Origin of the sequence: Prauserella flavalba, from assembly GCF_003202235.1 — a bacterium.
GTDB classification, from domain to species: Bacteria; Actinomycetota; Actinomycetes; order Mycobacteriales; family Pseudonocardiaceae; genus Prauserella_A; species Prauserella_A flavalba.
Genome location: NZ_MASU01000009.1, coordinates 51,398 through 71,401 on the forward strand (window position 1 = coordinate 51,398; position 20,004 = coordinate 71,401).

A 20,004-nucleotide genomic window follows, 5' to 3' on the forward strand; every position below is an offset into this window, starting at 1 on the left:
GCCATGCTCACGGCATGAGCACATCGGCACTCGACCGCGCCCACGACTTCCTGGTGACCCACGCGAGGCTGCTCGAACGCCGCCTCGCCGAGCTGTGGCTCGGCAAGTCGGCCCCGGCCACGGCGTTCGCGGTGCTCGACGCGCTCGCGGCATACCGCAACCCCGACGGCGGCCTCGGGCACGCCCTCGAACCGGACGCGCGCGCCCCGGAGAGCCAGCCCCTGGCCGTGGACTTCGCGCTCGAGGCCGTCGAGCAGGTGCTGGACTCGCCGGCCGGGGCCGATCCGGTGGTCCGTGACCGGGTCGCCGGGTTCGCGGAGAGTCTCGTGCCCTACCTGGAGTCAGTCGCCGCGCCCTCCGGCGGGCTGCCGATCGTGCTGCCCTCGGTCGCCCGGTACCCCCGGGCCGCGCACTGGGGCGACGGGCGGTTCCCGCCCGGGCTCAACCCGACGGCCGGCATCGTCACGCGCCTGCGCAGGGCGGGGGCGAAGGGAGCGTGGCTGGACACCGCCGACGAGTTCTGCCGCGCCGAGATCGACCGGCTCACCGGCCTCGACGGGCACAGCGCGCTCAACGTGCTCCACTTCCTCGCACACGCGCCCGACCGGGACTGGGCCGCCCGCCAGCGCGCGGAGATCGCCGGGCGCCTCGCCGGCCTGCCCCACTTCCACCTCTACCCCGGGGAGGGCTACGGGCTGACCCCGCTCGACCTGGCCCCGCTGCCGGACGACCCGCTGCGCGAACTGGTCCCCGCCGACGCCGTCACCGCGCACCTCACGGCGCTCGCGGCGGCCCAGCAGCCCGACGGCGGCTGGCCGCTGTCGTGGGAGCCGCCCGGCCCGGCGTCGCTACTGGAGTGGCGCGGCGTGGTGACACTGAAGGCTGCCCGCGCGCTCGGGGCCAACGCCTGAAGGCTGGACACCACCCCGAGGGAACGGCAGACTGGGGAAACCGCCTACAGCAAGTGTGTGACTATGTGCGTTCGGTATTACTGCCGGTGAAATCTCGCACAAATAGGATCGAGAAGCGCACGAACCCGCACAGACGGGCTAGTCTATGCGCATGTCTGTCGCGCTCGAGAACGTGCTCGCCAAGGCCGGCCTCCGGGTCAGCTCGTCGCAGTTCCTGGCACTGGTGGAGGAGGCCGCACGACGGCTGTCCCCGCCGAACCCCGAGCCTGCGCACTACTTCTCCGCCGAGCAGCAGGAGGCGCTGGCCGACGTGGGACTCGACCTCGCGTCGCACCGCCAGGGCGAGACCGACTACCGCGCCCGCAGCGTGGCCGAGCACGCCGTGCTCGCCGACTCCGCCCTCACGGTGATCGAGGCGGCCCGCAGGCTCGGCGTCGACGACAGCAGGATCCGGCACCGGCTCAAGGAGCGCAGGCTCACCGGCTGGAAGGACCAGGGCGGCTGGCGCCTGCCCGCGTGGCAGTTCACCGCCACGAGCGTCCTGCCGGGCATCGAGACCGTGCTGCGTGCCGTGCCCGAGGACTCGCCCGCGCTCGTCGTCGCGGCGTTCATGAGCACTCCGCAACCCGACCTGGTGATCAACGGCAAGCCCGCCACCCCGAGGCAGTGGCTGCTCGCCGGGGGCGATCCGGAGCCCGTCGCGCAGCTCGCGACCACGCTCGGCACCCCGGCCTGAACACACGGCGAGAGCACGAGGAGACGGTTAGTCACGCTCGATGGCAAGGCTGCCACTACCCCCCGCGCGCGCGGTACTGCTCAACGAGCTGCGCAGGAACGAGGACATCGTCGCGGTGCACCCGGGCACCCGCCTGGTCCGGATCTTCACCGCCCGCGGCAACCACCCACAGCGCTGGGACACCTTCCGCTACACCGGCCCGCTGCCGCACGGCCGCTTCGACCCGCAGCAGCCCCGGCACGGCGAGCCGGTGCACGACCCGCACAACGGTGTCCTCTACTTCGGACTCTCGGTGCGCACGAGCATCGCGGAGGTCTACCAGACCACGTCCACTGTGGACCGTAAGACGCGCGGGCCGCACCTGGTGATCGTGCGACCGTCGCGCACGCTGCGCCTGCTCGACCTCTCCGGCCTGTGGCCGACGCGGGTCGGCGCCTCGCAGGAGATCTCCAGCGGGCCGAAGAAGATCACCCAGGCCTGGGCGAGGGCCGTGCGCGCGGCGTTCGGCGACCTCGACGGCGTCTGGTACCGGTCGTCGATGGACTCCGGCGCACCGGCCGTCTGTCTGTGGGACCCGCCCTCGGGCGGCGCCCTGCCGTCGTCGCCGGACGTGCTGCTGCCGCTGGACCATCCCGGTCTCGACGTGCCGCTCAGCCGCGTCTGCCAGGAGCTGAACTACCTGATGCTCAACTGACCGGCAGGTACCGCCGCCACCAGTCGAGCACGGCTTCGAAGCGCTGCAGCCGGTGCCGGGGCTTTCCGGACCGGGTCAGCTCATGGCCCTCGCCGGGGAACAGCAGGAACTCGGTTTCCGTGCCGTTCTTCTTGAGCGCCACGAACATCCGCTGCGCCTGCTCCAGCGGGCAGCGCCAGTCCTGTTCGGAATGCACCACCGCGAACGGGATCCTGATGTCGGCGGCGTAGGTGAGCGGGCTGCGCCTGCGCTGCTCCTCCGGGTCGGTGCCCACGTAGTTCTCGGTGAAGAACCAGCCGATGTCGGAGCTGCCGGAGAACGAGTCCCACGCGTTGACCGCCCGTTCGCTCCACGCGGCGCGGAACCGCTCGCCGTGGTGCGACGCCAGCCAGCCGGTCATGAACCCGCCGTAGGACCCGCCCATGACGCCGACTCGCCCGGAGTCCACATCGGAGCGTTCCAGTACCGCGTCGAGCAGGGCCAGCAGGTCGTCGGCGTCGACGGTGCCGAGCGCCCCGACGACGGCACGCCCGTGCCGCTCGCCGTAGCTCGCCGACCCGCGCGGGTTGGCGAGCACCACGGCGTACCCGGCCGAGGCATACACCTGCGCCTCGTCGAAGAGGCTCCACTCGTAGGGCGCGAACGGTCCGCCGTGGATGACGAGCAGCACCGGGTGCGGGCCCTCGCCCTCGGGCAGTACGAGCCAGCCGTGCACGGGGTAGCCGTCCGGCGCGGTCGCGGTGAGCTCCTCGGCGGACCGGATGCCGCTGTCCCGCAGCGGCGCGGAGAAGTCGGTCAGCCGGCTGGCCTCGCCGCCGCTCAGCACCACGACCTCGCCCGCGTCGGCGGGGCCCGCCTGCACGAGGACGATCGTGTCCCCGTCGACCGCGAAGCTCCGCACGGCGGCACGCTCACCGGCGAACAGCTTGAGCCCGGACAGCTCCACGCGGTCGCCCTCGCGCGGCACCGAGCGCAGCTCGGCCGCGCCGCGGTTGCGCACCACCACGAGCACGCCGTCCTCGTAAGGGACCGGCTCGCCCACCGGGGCGCAGTCGACCGTCTCGGTGTCGGTCAGCCTTCTCGGCTCCCCGCCGGGGGCCGCGGCCCACAGGCCGGTGTTGCGCGCCACCTCGGACAGCCCCTCGAACTCGAGGCCGTAGTAGAGGATCGTGCCGTCGGCGGCGACGGCGGGATGCGAGGCGGTGCCCCGGGTGCGCACCGCGAGCACGGGAGCGCCGCCCCCGGCGGGAACCGCGTACAGGTCGGTGTGCAGCGTCTCGGTGCGGTCCCAGTCGCGCGGGGCGACGACGAGCACCGACTCGCCGCCGGGTGTCCACGCCGGGTCGGAGACGTCGGCCTCACCCTCGGTCAGCGGTGCCGGGTCCGTCGCGGGCTCGGCCGTGTCCACCACGAACAGGCGCTTCGGCCGGTCGCGCAGGAAGCCGACGTCGTCGACGCGGTAGTCGTACCGCGTGATGCGCCGCGGTGCCTCCTCGGCCGCCTCGGGAGCATCGTCCTCGCCGGGAGGCGGGGTGCCGTAGCGGCCGGGCTCGGGCACGCGCGCGGTGAACGCGATCCGCCGCGAGTCGGGTGCCCACACCGGTGCGTCCACGCCGAGGGGAAGTTCGGTGACCCTGCGTGCCTCGCCGCCCGAGACGGGCATGACGTGCAGCTGAGGGCGGGAGAGCGGGCCGGACTTGCCGGTGCCGCGCAGGAAGGCGACCCACCGGCCGTCCGGGGAGACGGCGGGTGCGCTGTCGCGCTCTCCGTGGGTCCAGGGGGTGTCGGCGCCGTCCGGCCCGATCCGGCGCAGCGAACTCCGGTAGGAGTTGCCTGCCAGATCGGGCCGGGACAGCGCGACCAGGATCAGGTCGCCGGCGGCTGCCGGCCTGCCGGGAACGGCGAGCAGTTCGAGGTCAACGGGACGCACGGCCCCGACACTACCCGATCCTTAGCAGAACTAACGGTTACTTCTCGGTCCGCGAACCGGCTTCCTGCTCCGCGTGGTCCTGGGCCCCGAGCTCCTTCGCCTCGCGCTCCTCACGCTGCTCGGGCGCCTCGGCCTTGAGGTTCATGCCCCCGGCGCTCGCGGCCTCGGGGTCACGCTTGGCCTTGCGCAGGCTGAGCAGCGTGGTGGCGGTCAGGACCACCACGATGAAGCCGAGCGACATCCAGTTGTTGATCTCCAGCCATGCCGGGGTCACGTGGTACTCGTGCAGCGCGTGCAGCACGAGCTTGAGCCCGATGAAGCCGAGGATGATCGCCAGCCCGTAGGACAGGTAGACGAGCTTGTTGACCAGGCCGCCGAGCAGGAAGTACAGCTGCCGCAACCCCATCAGCGCGAAGGCGTTGGCGGCGAACACCAGGTAGGCGTCCTGCGTGATGCCGAAGATCGCGGGGATCGAGTCGACCGCGAACAGCAGGTCGGCGCTGCCGATCGCGACGATCACCACGAACATCGGCGTGATGTAGCGCTTGCCGTCCTTCTTGACGAACGAGTGGTGCCCCACGTAGTCGTCGGTCACGGGGAAGATCTTGCGAACCCAGCGGGTGACGGCGTTCTCGTGGTACTCCTCGTGCCCGCCGTTGTCGCGGACCATGCTGACCGCCGTCCACACGAGCACGGCGCCGAAGAGGAAGAAGATCCACACGAACTGCGCGATCAGCGCGGCACCGACCGCGATGAACGCACCGCGCATCACGAGCGCGATGAGAATACCGATGAGCAGGACCCGGTGCTGGTGGATCGCCGGGACCTTGAACGACGACATGATCACCATGAAGATGAACAGGTTGTCGACCGACAGGGAGTACTCGGTGATGTACCCGGTGAAGAACTCGACCCCGGGATCGTGTCCACCGAACACCCAGACCCCGATACCGAACAGCACGGCGCACGAGACGTAGAAAGTCACCCAGCGGGCGGCCTCGCCTGTCGTGACCTCGTGCGGCTTGCGGTCGACGATCACGAGGTCGATCGCGATCAGGACGAGTAGCCCGCCAATCGTGGCGAGCCACAGCCAAAAGGGCACCGTCATCTAAAGAATCCTCCGGTTAGCGGGATAGCGGCCACTACCCGGAGGTCTCTCCCACCGGACGCACCGGCCGACGGCGCCGGGTGCCCCGAGGGGACAGCCGTGTTGACGACACCGTCGCGAAGGAATACTCCCCTCCACAACGCCTCCATCATCGCGGGTCGGAGTCCGGAAAGCCAGCCACGATCACGCACGTCACCTTGCTTGCATGCGTAACTTCGGTCACATCGGACAACCCTGTGTGCCTGGTCCGGGATGCCCGTCGGACGTTCTCAGCAAACGCACCATAATGTGAACGCCGTGCCCCGAACACTCGAGCTACGCGGCCGTCGAGGCCGCCTGCTGACGATCTATCTCGTGGCCGCGGTGCTGGTCGCGGGCGGCGCGGTCTGGCTGACCAGCGGCGACGAGCCCGCCCGGTTCCACACGCAGGACGCGACCATCGACGTCGCGGCGGCTCCCGGCTCACCCGATCGAGTCCAGCTGGACGTGACGCTGTACCTGCCTGAGCAGACGCCGGCGCCCGCCGTGCTGCTGCCGCACGGCTTCGGCGGGGACAAGACGAGCGTGAGCCGCGACGCGGGCGAACTCGCCGAGCGTGGCTTCGTGGTGCTGACCTATTCGGCTCGCGGGTTCGGGCACAGCACCGGGCAGATCTCGCTGAACGACCCCGACTACGAGGTGGCCGACGCGTCCCGCCTGGTCGATCACCTGGCGAGCCTGCCCGAGGTGCTCAAGGACTCCGACGGCGACCCGCGCGTCGCCGTCACCGGCGCCTCCTACGGTGGCGCGCTCGCGCTGCTGCTGGCGGGCACCGACCGGCGGATCGACGCGATCGCGCCGGTGATCACCTACAACGACCTCGCCCAGGCACTGCTGCCCAACGCGGCCACCAGGGACGACGTCCAGGCGGGCACGCCGTCGCCGGGCGCGTTCTCCGCCGACGGCGTCCTCAAACGGGCCTGGGCGGGCACGCTCTTCGCCGCGGGCCTCGGCGTCGCCTCCACCTCCGGTGGCACCGGGCCCGACGCCGTCGAGGCCGGCGACGAGGTGGACAACGACGACGTCGGCGCCGGCACCGCCTCGGCGGGCGCGTCGGCCCCGGCCGCCGCGGGCGGTGCGCAGCGGCCCCCGTCCTCGGCGCCCCAGCCGGGCACGTGCGGCCGCTTCACCCAGGCCGTGTGCGCGGCCTACACCGACGTCGCCACCGACGGGCGTGCCTCCGAGCGGACGATCGAGCTGCTGCGCCGCGTCTCCCCCGCGTCCGTCACGAGCGACATCACCGTGCCGACGCTGCTGGTGCAGGGCGAGAACGACACGCTGTTCGGACTGGACCAGGCGGATGCCAACGCCCGGCAGATCACCGAGGCCGGGGGCTCGGTGTCCACGATCTGGTACACGGGCGGCCACGACGGCGGCGGTCCGGGACCGCAGCTGCGCGGCAAGATCGCCGACTTCCTCCGGTTCCACCTCACCGGCGAGGGCGAGGACCCCGGAACGCCGTTCACCTACGACGTCCAGGGCGCGCTGCGGGCCAACGGCGCACCGTCCGTGCGCAGCGTGGAGGCCCCCGCGTACCCGGGGCTGACCTCGGGCACCACCGAGCGGCGCGACGTCGCACTCGGCGGGCCGGAGCAGACGGTCGTGCGCCCGCCGGGCGGCACGCCGGCCGCGGTCAGCGGCATCCCCGGCCTCAACCGGGTGGTGGCGGGCTCCTCACGGCTGTCCGGCCTGTTCTCGGTGGACCCGCCCGGCCAGTCGGCGGTGTTCGCCTCGCAACCCGTCGACGCGCAGCTGCTGCTCGCCGGGGCCTCGACCGTGCGACTGCGGGTGTCGGCCGACGGCCCGGTGCCCGACGGCGGCGCGGTGCTCTTCGCCAAGCTCTACGACGTCAGCCCCGACGGCAGCCGCACGCTGCCGGGCAGCGCGATCGCGCCGATCCGCGTCCCGGACCTGCCCGCCGACGGCTCCCCCGGCGAGGTCACGGTGACTCTGCCCGGCGTGGTGCGGCCGATCGAGGCGGGCCACTCGCTGCAGCTCGTGGTCGGCACCACCGACCAGGCCTACGCCACGCCGACCGAGCCGGCCGCGTTCACGATCTCCCTGGTGGACGGCTCGCCGCTGTCGGTGCCGGTGGTGCCGGGCGAGACGGTGACCTCCGGCTGGCCGGCCGGGCAGCTGCTCGGCATCGCGGGCGCGCTGCTCGCCGCCGCGGCGGTGGCGGTCGTGGCGGCGCTGCGGCGCAAGCGCTCGCACAAGGTGGACCCGGAGCTCGCCGGGACGCCGATGGTGATCGAGGGGCTCACGAAGTCCTACCCCGGCGGGCTCACCGCCGTGAACGACCTCTCCTTCCGGGTCGAACCGGGCCAGGTGCTCGGCCTGCTCGGCCCCAACGGCGCGGGCAAGACCACGACCCTGCGCATGCTGATGGGCCTGATCACGCCCACCAAGGGCGAGATCAGGGTGTTCGGATACCGCATCACACCCGGCGCGCCGGTGCTCTCCCGCATCGGCTCGTTCGTGGAGGGCTCCGGCTTCCTGCCGCACCTGTCCGGCGAGGCCAACCTGCGGCTGTACTGGCAGGCCACCGGCCGCCCCGAGGAGAAGGCCCACTTCGCCGAGGCACTGGAGATCGCGGGGCTCGGCGACGCCGTGCACCGCCGGGTGCGCACCTACAGCCAGGGCATGCGGCAGCGGCTCGCGATCGCGCAGGCGATGCTCGGCCTGCCGGAGCTGCTCGTACTCGACGAACCCACCAACGGGCTCGACCCGCCGCAGATCCACCAGATGCGTGAGGTGCTGCGGCGCTACGCGGCGACCGGGCGCACGGTCGTCGTGTCCAGCCACCTGCTCGCCGAGGTGGAGCAGACCTGCACGCACGTGGTCGTCATGCACCGTGGGCGGCTCGTGGCCTCGGGAGAGGTGCACGAGATCGTCGCCGCGGGCGGCGAGGCGACGTTCCGGGTGGACAACCCTGAGGCCGCCGCCGAGGCGCTGCGCGCCGTGGGCGGAGTGTCCGGTGTGGACATCGAGGGCACCCTCGTGCACGCCGACCTCGACGGGCTCGCCCGCTCCGAGGCCGTCGCGGCGCTCGTGCGGGCCGGGGTGTCGGTGGAGCAGGCGGGGCCGAGGCGGCGCCTGGAAGACGCGTTCCTGCAACTGGTCGGGGAAGGTGGTGAGGGCAGCTCATGAGCAAGGCGAGCAAGGCCGCCGAGGAGAACGCGCGCCTCGACCACGGCGTGCACACCGACCCGGCGGCGCTGGACGAGCTGACCGACGCGGCCAGCAGCGAGGCGACCGAGGTCGGCGCCGACGGCGCCGTGGCCGGGTACCGGGCGGGCCGCACGCTGCGGCTCGGCGTGGAGCTGCGCAGGCAGCTGCGCAGGCGGCGCACCCAGCTCGTGCTCGGGTTCGTGGCGCTGCTGCCGTTCATCCTCGTGGTGGCGTTCGAGATCGGCGACGCGAACCCGAACAACCGCTCGGGCGGCTTCATCGACCTGGCCACGGCGAGCGCGCCGAACTTCGTCGTGCTGGCGATGTTCGTGTCGGGCTCGTTCCTGCTGCCGATGATCGTGGCGCTCTACTTCGGGGACACCATCGCGAGCGAGTCGTCGTGGTCGAGCCTGAAGTACCTGCTCGCGATCCCGGTGCCGCGCCACCGGCTGCTGCGGCAGAAGGCGATCACCTCGGCGCTGCTGTCCGCGCTGACGCTCGCGGTGCTGCCGGTGGTGTCGCTGATCGTCGGCGTGCTCTGGTACGGGGCGGGCGACGCGATCAGCCCGACCGGCGACTCGATCTCGTTCGGGCAGAGCGTGCTGGCCATCCTGCTCGGCACCGTCTACATCATGATCCAGCTGGCCTGGGTGGCCGGTCTCGGCCTGCTGCTGAGCGTGTCGACCGAGGCACCGCTGGGCGCGGTCGGCGGCGCGGTGCTCGTGTCGATCCTGTCCCAGATCCTCGACCAGATCACCGCGCTCGGTGGCCTGCGGGACTTCCTGCCCACGCACTTCTCGTTCGCGTGGATGGACCTGATCGCCACCGACATCGACTGGACCGACATGGCCAGTGGCGCGCTCTCGGCCGTGCTGTATGCGACGATCTTCGGTCTGCTGGCCGCACGCCGGTTCGCGACCAAGGACATCACCAGCTGAGGGAGCCCCGATGCCGTCGATTCACCTCGAACCCGAGGGCGACGTCGCCGTGCTGCGCATGGAGCACGGCAAGGCGAACGCGCTCGACATCACGCTCTGCCGGGAGCTGAGCACCCGGTTCGAGGAGGTGGCCGAGGCAGGCGGCTACCGGGCGGTGGTGCTGACCGGCACCGGTGGCGTGTTCTCCGCCGGCGTGGATCTCAAGCGGATCGTGGACGGCGGCGCGAGATACGTGGCGGAGTTCCTGCCCGCCCTGTCGGACGCGTTCCTGAGCGTGTTCGACTTCCCCCGCCCCGTGGTCGCGGCGGTGAACGGGCACGCGATCGCGGGCGGTGGCGTCCTCGCCGCCGCGTGCGACCACCGGGTGCTCAACGCGGGGCACGGGCGGGTCGGCTGGACCGAGCTGCTGGTCGGCGTGCCGTTCCCGCTCGTGGCGATGGAGATCCTGCGCTGCGCCTACGGTTCGGCGCGCCTGCCGCGGCTCACGTTCGCGGCGGGCACCCCCGCCGGGCAGGACGCGCTGGCGCTCGGCCTGGTCGACGAGCTCGCCGAGGCGGACGCGGTGCTGCCGAGGGCGCTGGAGGTGGCCCGCACGCTGGGTGCGGTGTCCCCCGCCGCGTTCGCGCACACGAAGAACCAGATCCACCGGCCGTACAACGAGCGCATCGGCGAGCAGCGCGCCGCCGACGACGCGAGGGTGGAGCAGCTGTGGTCGGCGCCGGAGTCCCTCGCGTCGATCGGCGACTACGTGCGTTCGGTGCTCGGCTCGCAGTGAAGGCCACCTTGCCTGCGTTGGGCGCAGTGAAGGTGGCCTTCACTGCGGTTCGGGTAGCCCGCTAGCCCCACTGGTACTTGAGGAACTTCCCGTCGAGGGTCACGACCACGCGCTCGCCGCCGGGGTCCTCGCGGCGGTCGACGTCGAGCTTGAAGTTGATGGCGCTCATGATGCCGTCGCCGAACTTCTCGTGGATCAGCTCCTTGATCGTCGGCCCGTAGACCTGCAGCACCTCGTAGAACCGGTAGATCGTCGGGTCGGTCGGCACCGCCTGCTCCAGCGCGCCGCGCGTGGGCTGCGCGGTGAACGCCTCGACGGCGTCGGTGCCGAGTTCGAGCACGTCGGCGACCGACCGCGCCTGCGCCGCGCTCATCGGGTGCTCCCCGAGCAGGGCCGCGGTGGTCCACGCGAGCGGCGCGTCGGCCACCTCGGCGAGCCTCTCCCACGTCAGCCCGAGCCTCGTCTTCGCGGCGACCACCGCCCGGCCCGCTTCCTTCTTCGTCAGCATGGCGCCGACCGTAATGCCGTCACGTTGCGCCGGTGTTTCGGCGAAGGAGCAAGATCATCCAGCGGGGCTCACCGCACACGGAACTCGTTGCCCTCCGGGTCCCGCAGCACGAGGCACCGTCCCGTGGCGTCGTGCACCTCGCGCAGCACCGTCGCCCCGCCCTGCGTCAGCACCGCGACGCGCGCCCGCACCTGTTCCCAGCCCTGTTCCGTGCCGGGGCGCGGTGCGCTGGCGTTGACGTCGAGCCGCACACCGCCGGTCCCCGGCCGCTCCTCCGGCACGCGCCGGAACAGCAGCCGCGGCCCCTGGCCCGCCGGGTCCGCGACAGCGGCGAGCGTCCCCTCCTGCCCCGGTTCCTCCGGTTCGACCTCGTAGTCGAGCGCGAGTGCCCAGAACTGCGCGAGCCTGCGCGGGTTCGCGGCGTCAAAGGTCACCTGCACACCAAGCGCCATGCGGACCAGTGTGCACCGGGACACGGACGGTTCCGGCGTAAACTTCGCCGATCACCGGCTCGCACACGGCCCATCCCGGCAAGGAGGCCGCCATGTCCCGCCCCGTGCACTTCGAGATCCACGCGAGCGACCCGGAACGCGCGATCACCTTCTACGCGACGGTCTTCGAGTGGTCGTTCGAGAGATGGGGCACCAGCCCGTACTGGATCGTGTCCACGGGCGATGGCCCCGGCATCGACGGCGGGCTCACCCAGCGGGAGGGACCGGAGCCGGCGAAGGACGCCCCGCTGAACGCGTGCCCGCTCACGATGGACGTCGACCACCTCGACCCGGCGATCCGGAACGTGGAGCAGGCCGGCGGCAGCGTCGTCGAGCCCCGGCGCGCCATTCCCGGCGTCGGCTGGGTCGCCTACTGCCGGGACACCGAGGGCAACCTGTTCGGGCTCATGGAGAACGATCCCAGCGCGGAGTGACGCCCTACTTGACCCCCGCGGCGTCCATGCCGCGCATCTCCTTTTTCAGCTCGGCGATCTCGTCGCGCAGCCGCGCGGCCAGCTCGAACTGCAGGTCGCGCGCGGCCTGCATCATCTGCTCCGTCATCTGCTGGATGAGGTCGGCCAGCTCCGCACGCGGCATCGTGGTGACGTCGCGATCGGTGAGCACACCCGAGCTGCGCACGCGGTCGCCCTGCTCCGGCTTCTTGCCCCGCGACGCGTTGCGGCCCGAGCCACCGACGGCGATGCCCTCTTCGGAGTCCTCGGCCTCGGTGTAGACGCGGTCGAGGATGTCGGCGATCTTCTTGCGCAGCGGCTGCGGGTCGAGGCCCCGCTCCTTGTTGTACGCGATCTGCTTGTCGCGCCTGCGGTTGGTCTCGTCGATCGCGTACTGCATCGAGTCGGTGATCGAGTCGGCGTACATGTGCACCTGGCCCGAGACGTTGCGTGCGGCGCGGCCGATCGTCTGGATCAGGGACGTGCCGCTGCGCAGGAAGCCCTCCTTGTCGGCGTCGAGGATCGCCACCAGCGACACCTCGGGCAGGTCGAGCCCCTCCCGCAGCAGGTTGATGCCGACGAGGACGTCGAAGTCGCCGGAGCGCAGCTGCCGCAGCAGCTCCACCCGGCGCAGGGTGTCGACCTCGGAATGCAGGTACCGGACCCGGATGCCGAGCTCCAGCAGGTAGTCGGTGAGGTCCTCGGCCATCTTCTTGGTCAGCGTGGTGACGAGCACGCGCTCGTCCTTCTCGGCGCGCGTGCGGATCTCGTGCACCAGGTCGTCGATCTGGCCCTCGGTCGGCTTGACCACCACCTCGGGGTCGACCAGCCCGGTCGGGCGGATGACCTGCTCGACGAACTCGCCGCCGGCCTGGCCCATCTCGTACGGTCCCGGCGTGGCCGAGAGGTACACCGTCTGCCCGATCCGGTCGGAGAACTCCTCCCAGGTCAGCGGCCGGTTGTCCAGGGCGCTGGGCAGCCGGAACCCGTGCTCGACGAGCGTGCGCTTGCGGGAGGCGTCGCCCTCGTACATCCCGCCGATCTGCGGCACCGTCTGGTGCGACTCGTCGATGACGAGCAGGAAGTCGTCGGGGAAGTAGTCGAGCAACGTGGCCGGGGCCGAACCGGCCGGGCGGCCGTCGACGTGCCGCGAGTAGTTCTCGATGCCGGAGCAGAACCCGACCTGGCGCATCATCTCGATGTCGTAGCTGGTGCGCATGCGCAGCCGCTGCGCCTCCAGCAGCCTGCCCTGCTTCTCCAGCTTCGCGAGCTGCTCCTCGAGCTCCGCCTCGATGCCCTGGATGGCCTTCTCCATCCGCTCGGGACCCGCGACGTAGTGGGTGGCCGGGAAGATCCGCACCTCGTCGACCTCGCTGACGATGTCGCCGGTGAGCGGGTGCAGGTAGTACAGCTTGTCGATCTCGTCGCCGAAGAACTCGACCCGGATGGCGAGCTCCTCGTACGCCGGGATGATCTCCACGGTGTCGCCACGCACCCGGAACGTGCCGCGCGCGAACGCCAGGTCGTTGCGCGTGTACTGCACGTCGACCAGCGCCCGCAGGAATGTGTCGCGCTCGACCTCCTGGCCGACCTCCAGCTTCGCCGAGCGGTCGAGGTACGACTGCGGGGTGCCGAGACCGTAGATGCACGACACGCTCGCGACCACGATGACGTCGCGCCGCGACAGCAGGTTCATCGTCGCGGAGTGCCGCAGCCGCTCCACGTCGTCGTTGATCGACGAGTCCTTCTCGATGTAGGTGTCGGTCTGCGGGACGTAGGCTTCCGGCTGGTAGTAGTCGTAGTAGCTGACGAAGTACTCGACCGCGTTGTTGGGGAACAGCTCCCTCAGCTCGTTGGCCAGCTGCGCCGCGAGCGTCTTGTTCGGCGCCATCACCAGCGTCGGCCGCTGCACCCGCTCGATCAGCCACGCCGTGGTGGCCGACTTACCGGTACCCGTGGCGCCCAGCAGCACGACGTCCTTCTCGCCGGCCTTCAGCCTGCGTTCGAGCTCGTCGATGGCCGCGGGCTGGTCGCCGGCGGGCTGGTACTCACTGACGACCTCGAAGCGGCCGTCCGACCTCGGGATCTCGGAGACGGGCCGGAACTCGGAGTGCGCCAGCACGGGGTGTTCGGTTGCGAAAGCCACGTTCCCCAGGGTAAGCGCAGCCACCGACAATTCCCGCCCGGCGGCGGGCAACCCCTGCTAGGAGGCGCGGATCAGCCCCGGCGGCAGGTTGCGCGCCGACACCGCGAGGCACGCCTCGCAGGGCATGCCGGTGAAACCGGACAGCAGCTCGGCCTGCCCGGGGACGATCCCCTCGCCACAGAGGGCGGCCAGCTCGCGGGGCGGCGTGCCCGGAGCGGGTGCGGGCACCAGGTGACACACGCGTCTGGTCTCGCCGACGACACCGCGCCGCAGGCGGACGACCATCACCGCTTCACCCGGTTCTCGCACGACGGACCCCATATCAGAGGAGAGTAGGGGCACGCACCGGCGAACTCTTCGTGCCACCCGACCAATGATCGGCCACACTACTGGTCCGGCAGACCGAAAAGGTGTCACACGTGGTGTGTCGTGGCCCCCTGGCGGGGAGGCGACGGAGCCCCTGAGGGCGGACCCCCAGCGCCACCTGCAGTGAAGGCCACCTTCACTGCGCCCAACGCAGTGAAGGTGGCCTTCACTGCACGAAGGGGTTGCCCCGAGCGAGGGGGTCAGCGCCGGGGCAGGACGGCACCGCCGAGGCGGTGACAGAGGTTGAGCGCGAGCTCGACATCGAGGCGGTTGTCCGACACCGGCCTGCCGAGCAGCTCCTGGGCCTTGCGCACGCGGTACTGCACCGAGTTCTTGTGCATCAGCAGCCGCGCCGCCGCGGCGGTGTAGCTGCTGCCCGTGGCGAGGAAGACCCGCAGGGTCTCCCGCAGCCGTTCGTGCTGGTCGTCGTCCACGGCGAGGCCCCGCAGGGTGTCCTCGACCCACATCCGCGCCGCCGACAGGTCCGACGCCATCAGCGCGAACGCGCCGACGTCACGGAACGCGAGCACGCGGTCACAGCCCTTGCCCGCGGCGACCGCGAGCGCGTGCACGCGCGCGGCCTGCCGGTGGGTCCGCCGGAACCCCTCGAGGTCGCGGCCAGGGTCGCCCACCGCGAGGCGCACGTCGGCGTCACCGGCGATCGCCCGCTCCAGCTGCTCGGCCGTGGGCACCTGCGGCTCCCTGACCGGCAGCCACACCCACGCGCACAGCTCGTCGTTGGGCACGAACAGCGGCCGCGCGTCGCGCGCCAGCTGCTCCGAGAACCGCCCCGCCAGCGCCTCCAGCCCGGCGAGCGGGTCGATCGGATGCGCGGTGTCGGCGTACCAGACGACGAGGCCCACGTGGTTGCCCCGCAGCCGGTAGCCGAGCGCGGCCTCGCTGGCGCCGATGTCCAGTCCGTCCTCGTCGAGCAGCGCGCGCACCCTGGCCGCCCGCACCGCGCTGCGGTTGAGCAGCCAGTTGTCGCGCTCCTCCTCGTAGGCGGTGACGACCTGCTGCGTGACGCGGTCGATGAACGCGAACGCGCCGGACAGCGCGTCGCGCAGGGCGGCGCCGAGCACGTCCACCTCGTGGATCTGCCGGATGCCCTCGTCGATCGCCTGCTCCAGCACCGCCATCTGCCCGAGGTAGTAGGCGCGGATCAGGTCGACCACCGGGGTGCCGCGCTGCGCGAGGCGGCGGGCGTACTCGAGCGCGGCGGCGGGCGCCTCGACGCGGGCCGGGTCGATGCCGTGCATGAAGATGCGCACCGCGGTGTCGATGTTCTGGTACACGCTCGCGGAGAGCAGGCTGACCATGCCCTCGTCGTCGTGCACGAGGTGCGGCAGCTCCTTTTCGTAGAGGCTCACCAGCTCGGCGGTGACCTCCGCGGCGCGCTCGTTGAGCGCCGCGGCGATCCGCGAGAGCCTGTCCGAGCGGCCGGCCGCGTCCTCCACGTGATCACTCTAGGGCGTGCGCTCGCCCTGTGGGGGCGAACCCCGCAAGATGGCAGCATGCATCCGCCGAAGCGCGAGAGGTTCGACGTCGCGGCACGCACCAACACCGATCCGAAGGGGATCGTCCGCGAGGTCGAGGAGTACCGCCGGACGCCGTTCGGCCTCTACCTGGCGCGGCCCACGCCCGGCCGCCGGCAGTTCCACTACCTCGAGTCGTGGCTGCTGCCCGCGCTCGGCCTGCGCGTGACCGACTTCTGGTTCAGCCCAGGCCACGAACGCGACCAGGACTTCTACCTCGACGTCGTGAGCATCGAAACCGAGGGCGACACATGGCTGGTCACCGACCTCTACCTGGATCTGGTGCTGCGCGAGGGCAAGGGCGTCGAGGTGCTCGACACCGACGAGCTGCTCGCGGCGGCCGAGGGCGGCCTCGTGCCGAGGGAGCAGGCGTGCCGCGCGCTGGAGACGGCCTACGCGACCGTCGACGCGCTCGCCAGCCACGGCTACGACCTCGCGCGCTGGTTGTCCACTGTGGACATCTCGCTGAGCTGGCGCCGGCATCCACCGAACGGTTGATGCCCGCTGCACCCAGGGGTGGACCCGGGTATGGCCGCCGGGACGATCCGGACAGCACCCTGACCAGGCGATCCTTGGTCCATGCCCATCATCGACGTGCAGAACCTGCACAAGCGCTACGGCGACAAGGTCGCCGTCGAGGACGTCTCGTTCACGGTCGAGCGCGGGGAGATCTTCGGGATACTGGGGCCGAACGGAGCCGGCAAGACCACGACGGTCGAGTGCATCGAGGGCCTGCGCAGGCCCGACGGCGGCACCGTCTCCGTACTGGGGCTCGACCCGAGGCGCGACACCGCCGAGCTGCGCCAGCGGCTCGGCGTCCAGCTGCAGGAGAGCGAGCTGCCGGAGCGGATGAAGGTCCGCGAGGCGCTCGATCTCTACGCCTCCTTCTACCGCGACCCGGCGAACCCGGACGAGCTGCTCGACATCCTCGGCCTCACCGCCAAACGCGACTCCGCGTACAAGAAGCTCTCCGGCGGCCAGAAGCAGCGGCTCTCGATCGCCCTGTCGCTCATCGGCAACCCCGAGGTCGCCGTGCTCGACGAGCTCACCACCGGACTCGACCCGCAGGCACGGCGCGAGGTGTGGGACCTGATCGAGCACGTGCGCGCGGGCGGCGTGACGATCGTGCTCGTCACGCACTTCATGGAGGAGGCGGAGCGCCTCTGCGACCGGCTCGCGCTCATCGACTCGGGCAAGGTCGCCGCGATCGACACCCCGGCCGGGCTCGTCGCGGGCGTCGACGACGAGCAGCGGATCCGGTTCCGGCCTTCGCAGCCGATCGAGGACGCGGTGTTCGCGGAGCTGCCCGAGGTGCGCAGCGTGGAGCGCCGAGGGAACCAGCTCGTGATCACGGGTACGGGCAACGTGCTGCACGCGGTCACGTCCGCGCTGGCGCGCAGGCAGATCATCGCCGGCGAGCTGCGGGTGGACCAGGCCAATCTCGACGACGCGTTCGTCGCGCTCACCGGCCGGAAACTGGACTGAGGGGAAACAAGGACATGTCCGCACTGGGCAAGATGACCGCCAGCGAGACCAGGCTGTTCCTGCGCGATCCCGGGGCACCGATCACCGTGGTCGGCATTCCCGTGGCGCTGCTGCTCGTGTTCAGCCTCATCCCCGGCGCCAACGAGCCGAACGCCGAGTTCGGCGGCAACTCCGTGATGGCCAACCTGATCGCCCCGCTGGCCGTCGCGATCCTGCTCGGGATGCTCGCGCTGACGATCTTCCCGGCCTTCATGGCGACCTACCGCGAGAAGGGCGTGCTGCGCAGGCTCTCGGCCAGCCCCGTCTCGCCGAGCACGCTGCTGCTGGCCCAACTGATCGTCAACCTCGTCGCCGCGCTCGTGGTGGTGCTGCTGGTCGTGGTGATCGGCACCGCCGTCATCGGCATGGAGGCACCGGCCAACCCGCTGGGCCTCACGGTGTCGATCGTGCTGGGCACCGCGGCGTTGTTCGCGATGGGCCTGTTGATCGCCGCCGTCGCGCCGACCGGCCGCGCGGCGGGCGCGATCGGCTCCGCCGCGTTCTTCCCGATGCTCGCGCTGGGCGGCGTCTGGGTGCCGAAGGAGCACCTGCCGTCGTTCTTCCAGGGCGTGGCCGACGTGCTCCCGATGGGCGCCACGTACAACGCGCTGCGGGAGACGTGGGCCGGCGGCGACCCGCAGCTGCTGCAGCTCGGTTCGCTCGTGGTGTTCACCGTGGTGTGCCTCGTGCTCGCGGCACGCTTGTTCCGCTGGCAGTGACGGCGGACGGCCATGCGCGGCTCGTGGCTCCTGACGGGTGTGCCCGGCGATAATGGGCCGGTGCAGGACTGCGACGAGCCGCGATCGGCCTTCCTGACGACCGGTGCGGACTCGCCGTGGCGCCCCTGGGTGCACCGGTTCGAACGCGTCATGCCCCTCGTCCTCCTCGGTCTGGCGACCGTCCTGAGCCTCGCGCAGGGCCAGCCGTGGGAGCGGCGGTGGGGCACGCTCGCGCTGGCGGGCGTGGCGCTGTGCTGGGTGCTCGCCACCGACACGTTCCTGCCGAGGCGCTGGCGCGGGTCGACCCCGGTGCTCGTGGTGGCGTTCGCGGGGCTGCTCGCGATCGCCAGTGTGCTGATGGCCAGGGACATGTTGTTCCTGGTCTTCCTCGTCACGTGCTTCTTCCGCGCGATCGCGCTGGGCCCGATGCCGTTGGTACTGCTCGGGCTGACGGCGACGTCCGCGCTGATCAACAGCCTCGGCTCGGGCGGGCCGCTGCAGGCGCTGCGCGAGTGGCCCGTTCCGTACCTGGCGATCGTGCTCATCCAGACGGCCGCGATCGGCGGCGGGCTGGAGGTGTCGCGTCAGCTCGTGCGGCAGAACGAGCAACGGCGCAAGGCCGTGGCCGCGCTGGAGGCGGCGCTGGAGGAGAACGCGGGGCTGCACCGCCAGCTCCTCGCGCAGGCGAGGGAGGCGGGGGTGCTCGACGAACGCCAGCGGCTGAGCCGGGAGATCCACGACACGCTCGCACAGGGCTTCACCGGGATCATCACGCAGTTGCAGGCCGCCGAGGAGACCCACGGTGACCCGGCGGAGCGGCAGCGGCACGTCGACGCGGCGGGCGCGCTGGCCCGCGAGAACCTCCAGGAGGCACGGCGGGCTGTGCGTGCGCTGAGCCCGGAAGCGCTCGAGAGCGCCGGGCTGCCCGAGGCGCTCGCCGGCGTGGTGCACCGGTGGTCGCAACGCTCGGGCGTGCCCGCGGAGTTCACCACCACCGGAACCCCGGGCCCGATGCACCCGGAGATCGAGGCGACGCTGCTGCGCATCACGCAGGAGGCGCTCGGGAACGTCGCGGAGCACGCGAAGGCGCGCCGGGTCGGCCTCACCCTGTCCTACATGGAGGATCAGTTGACACTCGACGTGCGCGACGACGGGATCGGTTTCGACCAGGAACGCCTGCGGCGCAACGGAACCGACTACCGGGGCTTCGGGCTCGGCGGCATGCGCCAGCGCGTGCAGCGGCTCGCGGGCTCGCTCGTGGTCGAGTCCGAGCCGGGCGGCGGCACGGCGATCTCGGCCACCGTGCCCGCCATTCCCTTCCAGGAGTCCCGGTGACCGCGCCGATCAGCCTGCTCATCGTCGACGACCATCCGATCGTGCGCGACGGCCTGCACGGCATCTTCACCCGCGAGGCGGGCTTCGAGGTGCTCGGCGAGGCGGGCGACGGCGACCAGGCCGTCACACTGGCCGAGCGCTTGCGCCCCGACGTGGTGCTCATGGACCTGCGCATGCCGGGCACGGGCGGGGTGGCGGCCATCGCCGAGCTCGCCAGGCGCGGCAACCCGGCGCGCGTGCTCGTGCTGACCACGTACGACACCGACTCCGACGTGGTGCCCGCGATCGAGGCCGGGGCGACGGGCTACCTGCTCAAGGACTCGCCGCGCGACGAGCTGTTCCGCGCGGTGAGGGCGGCCGCACGGGGTGAGTCGGTGCTCTCCCCCGCCGTCGCGAGCCGCCTGCTCGGGCGCGTGCGCGCCCCCGCCGAGGAGCCGCTGAGCCAGCGTGAGATCGAGGTGCTGGAGCTGGTCGCGCGCGGGTGCACGAACAAGGAGGCGGCGAAACGGCTGTTCATCAGCGAGGCGACCGTGAAGACACACCTGCTGCATCTGTACGCGAAGCTCGGGGTGAAGGACAGGGCGGCGGCGGTGGCCGTCGGCTACCAGCGCGGTCTGCTCTAACCG

At 71.6% G+C, this 20,004-nt stretch carries 19 protein-coding genes; 12 read left to right on the forward strand and 7 right to left on the reverse strand.

What is annotated here, in order from left to right:
• The first annotated feature begins 14 nt into the window (after positions 1 to 14).
• From BA062_RS22250 to BA062_RS22260, 3 genes are all read left to right on the forward strand, one after another.
• Entirely contained in the window at positions 15 to 911 is an 897-nt protein-coding gene (locus BA062_RS22250) for a hypothetical protein (RefSeq protein WP_110339790.1), read from the forward strand.
• Between the two features lie 151 nt (positions 912 to 1,062).
• Positions 1,063 to 1,647: a MerR family transcriptional regulator gene (locus BA062_RS22255; RefSeq protein WP_110340451.1), complete on the forward strand. Its 585-nt coding sequence runs from the start codon at positions 1,063 to 1,065 to the stop codon at positions 1,645 to 1,647.
• Between the two features lie 40 nt (positions 1,648 to 1,687).
• Complete coding sequence (locus tag BA062_RS22260) at positions 1,688 to 2,341, forward strand: RES family NAD+ phosphorylase (protein WP_110339792.1); 654 nt, start codon at positions 1,688 to 1,690, stop codon at positions 2,339 to 2,341.
• On the opposite strand, the gene BA062_RS22265 is transcribed toward BA062_RS22260, so the two are convergent.
• Both BA062_RS22265 and BA062_RS22270 read right to left on the reverse strand, forming a co-directional pair.
• Positions 2,334 to 4,271 (reverse strand): S9 family peptidase, encoded by a 1,938-nt coding sequence (locus BA062_RS22265; protein ID WP_110339794.1) that lies wholly within the window; start codon positions 4,269 to 4,271, stop codon positions 2,334 to 2,336. The genes BA062_RS22260 and BA062_RS22265 overlap by 8 nt on opposite strands.
• A 37-nt stretch (positions 4,272 to 4,308) precedes the next feature.
• Positions 4,309 to 5,379, reverse strand: a complete 1,071-nt coding sequence (locus BA062_RS22270; protein ID WP_110339796.1) for a TerC family protein — start codon at positions 5,377 to 5,379, stop codon at positions 4,309 to 4,311.
• Positions 5,380 to 5,631: 252 nt separating this feature from the next.
• On the opposite strand from BA062_RS22270, the gene BA062_RS22275 reads away from it, so the two are divergent.
• From BA062_RS22275 to BA062_RS22285, 3 genes are read left to right on the forward strand one after another with little or no spacing between them, the layout of a single operon-like run.
• The gene (locus tag BA062_RS22275; protein WP_210406960.1) at positions 5,632 to 8,568 is read left to right on the forward strand and encodes an alpha/beta fold hydrolase; all 2,937 of its coding nucleotides are present in this window, start codon (positions 5,632 to 5,634) and stop codon (positions 8,566 to 8,568) included.
• Positions 8,565 to 9,527 (forward strand): ABC transporter permease, encoded by a 963-nt coding sequence (locus BA062_RS22280; protein WP_110339798.1) that lies wholly within the window; start codon positions 8,565 to 8,567, stop codon positions 9,525 to 9,527. The genes BA062_RS22275 and BA062_RS22280 overlap by 4 nt, the downstream gene beginning before the upstream one ends.
• A gap of 10 nt (positions 9,528 to 9,537) precedes the next feature.
• Positions 9,538 to 10,302 (forward strand): enoyl-CoA hydratase/isomerase family protein, encoded by a 765-nt coding sequence (locus BA062_RS22285; RefSeq protein ID WP_110339800.1) that lies wholly within the window; start codon positions 9,538 to 9,540, stop codon positions 10,300 to 10,302.
• Between the two features lie 61 nt (positions 10,303 to 10,363).
• On the opposite strand, the gene cynS is transcribed toward BA062_RS22285, so the two are convergent.
• Both cynS and BA062_RS22295 read right to left on the reverse strand, forming a co-directional pair.
• Positions 10,364 to 10,810, reverse strand: a complete 447-nt coding sequence (gene cynS / locus BA062_RS22290; RefSeq protein WP_110339802.1) for a cyanase — start codon at positions 10,808 to 10,810, stop codon at positions 10,364 to 10,366.
• Positions 10,811 to 10,878: 68 nt separating this feature from the next.
• A complete protein-coding gene (locus tag BA062_RS22295) occupies positions 10,879 to 11,262 on the reverse strand; it encodes a VOC family protein (RefSeq protein WP_110339804.1) in 384 nt (127 codons plus the stop codon).
• Between the two features lie 92 nt (positions 11,263 to 11,354).
• On the opposite strand from BA062_RS22295, the gene BA062_RS22300 reads away from it, so the two are divergent.
• Positions 11,355 to 11,735 carry a VOC family protein gene (locus tag BA062_RS22300; RefSeq protein WP_110339806.1) on the forward strand — a complete coding sequence of 127 codons (381 nt, stop codon included), beginning with the start codon at positions 11,355 to 11,357 and terminating at the stop codon, positions 11,733 to 11,735.
• 4 nt (positions 11,736 to 11,739) lie between these two features.
• Here the strand turns inward: BA062_RS22300 and uvrB are convergent, their stop codons facing one another.
• The 3 genes from uvrB to BA062_RS22315 all read right to left on the reverse strand — a co-directional run bounded on the left by uvrB (position 11,740) and on the right by BA062_RS22315 (position 15,722).
• The gene (gene uvrB / locus BA062_RS22305; RefSeq protein WP_110339808.1) at positions 11,740 to 13,899 is read right to left on the reverse strand and encodes an excinuclease ABC subunit UvrB; all 2,160 of its coding nucleotides are present in this window, start codon (positions 13,897 to 13,899) and stop codon (positions 11,740 to 11,742) included.
• 57 nt (positions 13,900 to 13,956) lie between these two features.
• Positions 13,957 to 14,208 (reverse strand): hypothetical protein, encoded by a 252-nt coding sequence (locus BA062_RS22310; RefSeq protein WP_391359254.1) that lies wholly within the window; start codon positions 14,206 to 14,208, stop codon positions 13,957 to 13,959.
• Between the two features lie 257 nt (positions 14,209 to 14,465).
• A complete protein-coding gene (locus BA062_RS22315; RefSeq protein WP_110339812.1) occupies positions 14,466 to 15,722 on the reverse strand; it encodes a PucR family transcriptional regulator in 1,257 nt (418 codons plus the stop codon).
• 57 nt (positions 15,723 to 15,779) lie between these two features.
• On the opposite strand from BA062_RS22315, the gene BA062_RS22320 reads away from it, so the two are divergent.
• The 5 genes from BA062_RS22320 to BA062_RS22340 all read left to right on the forward strand — a co-directional run bounded on the left by BA062_RS22320 (position 15,780) and on the right by BA062_RS22340 (position 20,001).
• Entirely contained in the window at positions 15,780 to 16,298 is a 519-nt protein-coding gene (locus BA062_RS22320) for a ribonuclease FAU-1 family protein (protein WP_110339814.1), read from the forward strand.
• An 81-nt stretch (positions 16,299 to 16,379) separates the two neighbouring features.
• Positions 16,380 to 17,285 (forward strand): ABC transporter ATP-binding protein, encoded by a 906-nt coding sequence (locus tag BA062_RS22325; RefSeq protein ID WP_110339816.1) that lies wholly within the window; start codon positions 16,380 to 16,382, stop codon positions 17,283 to 17,285.
• Between the two features lie 14 nt (positions 17,286 to 17,299).
• Positions 17,300 to 18,043, forward strand: coding sequence for an ABC transporter permease (locus BA062_RS22330; RefSeq protein ID WP_245959950.1), 744 nt, complete (start codon positions 17,300 to 17,302; stop codon positions 18,041 to 18,043).
• Positions 18,044 to 18,193: 150 nt separating this feature from the next.
• Positions 18,194 to 19,378 (forward strand): sensor histidine kinase, encoded by a 1,185-nt coding sequence (locus tag BA062_RS22335; protein ID WP_245959951.1) that lies wholly within the window; start codon positions 18,194 to 18,196, stop codon positions 19,376 to 19,378.
• Positions 19,375 to 20,001 carry a response regulator gene (locus BA062_RS22340; protein ID WP_110339820.1) on the forward strand — a complete coding sequence of 209 codons (627 nt, stop codon included), beginning with the start codon at positions 19,375 to 19,377 and terminating at the stop codon, positions 19,999 to 20,001. The genes BA062_RS22335 and BA062_RS22340 overlap by 4 nt, the downstream gene beginning before the upstream one ends.
• Positions 20,002 to 20,004 lie beyond the last annotated feature (3 nt).

What these genes read in the sequence shown, in the direction of transcription:
- BA062_RS22250 (WP_110339790.1), top strand. Translation starts at nt 15, where the DNA reads ATGAGCACATCGGCACTCGACCGCGCCCACGACTTCCTGGTGACCCAC.
- BA062_RS22255 (WP_110340451.1), top strand. Translation starts at nt 1,063, where the DNA reads ATGTCTGTCGCGCTCGAGAACGTGCTCGCCAAGGCCGGCCTCCGGGTC.
- BA062_RS22260 (WP_110339792.1), top strand. Translation starts at nt 1,688, where the DNA reads ATGGCAAGGCTGCCACTACCCCCCGCGCGCGCGGTACTGCTCAACGAG.
- BA062_RS22270 (WP_110339796.1), bottom strand. Translation starts at nt 5,379, where the DNA reads ATGACGGTGCCCTTTTGGCTGTGGCTCGCCACGATTGGCGGGCTACTC.
- BA062_RS22275 (WP_210406960.1), top strand. Translation starts at nt 5,632, where the DNA reads ATGCCCGTCGGACGTTCTCAGCAAACGCACCATAATGTGAACGCCGTG.
- BA062_RS22280 (WP_110339798.1), top strand. Translation starts at nt 8,565, where the DNA reads ATGAGCAAGGCGAGCAAGGCCGCCGAGGAGAACGCGCGCCTCGACCAC.
- BA062_RS22285 (WP_110339800.1), top strand. Translation starts at nt 9,538, where the DNA reads ATGCCGTCGATTCACCTCGAACCCGAGGGCGACGTCGCCGTGCTGCGC.
- cynS (WP_110339802.1), bottom strand. Translation starts at nt 10,810, where the DNA reads ATGCTGACGAAGAAGGAAGCGGGCCGGGCGGTGGTCGCCGCGAAGACG.
- BA062_RS22295 (WP_110339804.1), bottom strand. Translation starts at nt 11,262, where the DNA reads ATGGCGCTTGGTGTGCAGGTGACCTTTGACGCCGCGAACCCGCGCAGG.
- BA062_RS22300 (WP_110339806.1), top strand. Translation starts at nt 11,355, where the DNA reads ATGTCCCGCCCCGTGCACTTCGAGATCCACGCGAGCGACCCGGAACGC.
- BA062_RS22320 (WP_110339814.1), top strand. Translation starts at nt 15,780, where the DNA reads ATGCATCCGCCGAAGCGCGAGAGGTTCGACGTCGCGGCACGCACCAAC.
- BA062_RS22325 (WP_110339816.1), top strand. Translation starts at nt 16,380, where the DNA reads ATGCCCATCATCGACGTGCAGAACCTGCACAAGCGCTACGGCGACAAG.
- BA062_RS22330 (WP_245959950.1), top strand. Translation starts at nt 17,300, where the DNA reads ATGTCCGCACTGGGCAAGATGACCGCCAGCGAGACCAGGCTGTTCCTG.
- BA062_RS22335 (WP_245959951.1), top strand. Translation starts at nt 18,194, where the DNA reads ATGCCCCTCGTCCTCCTCGGTCTGGCGACCGTCCTGAGCCTCGCGCAG.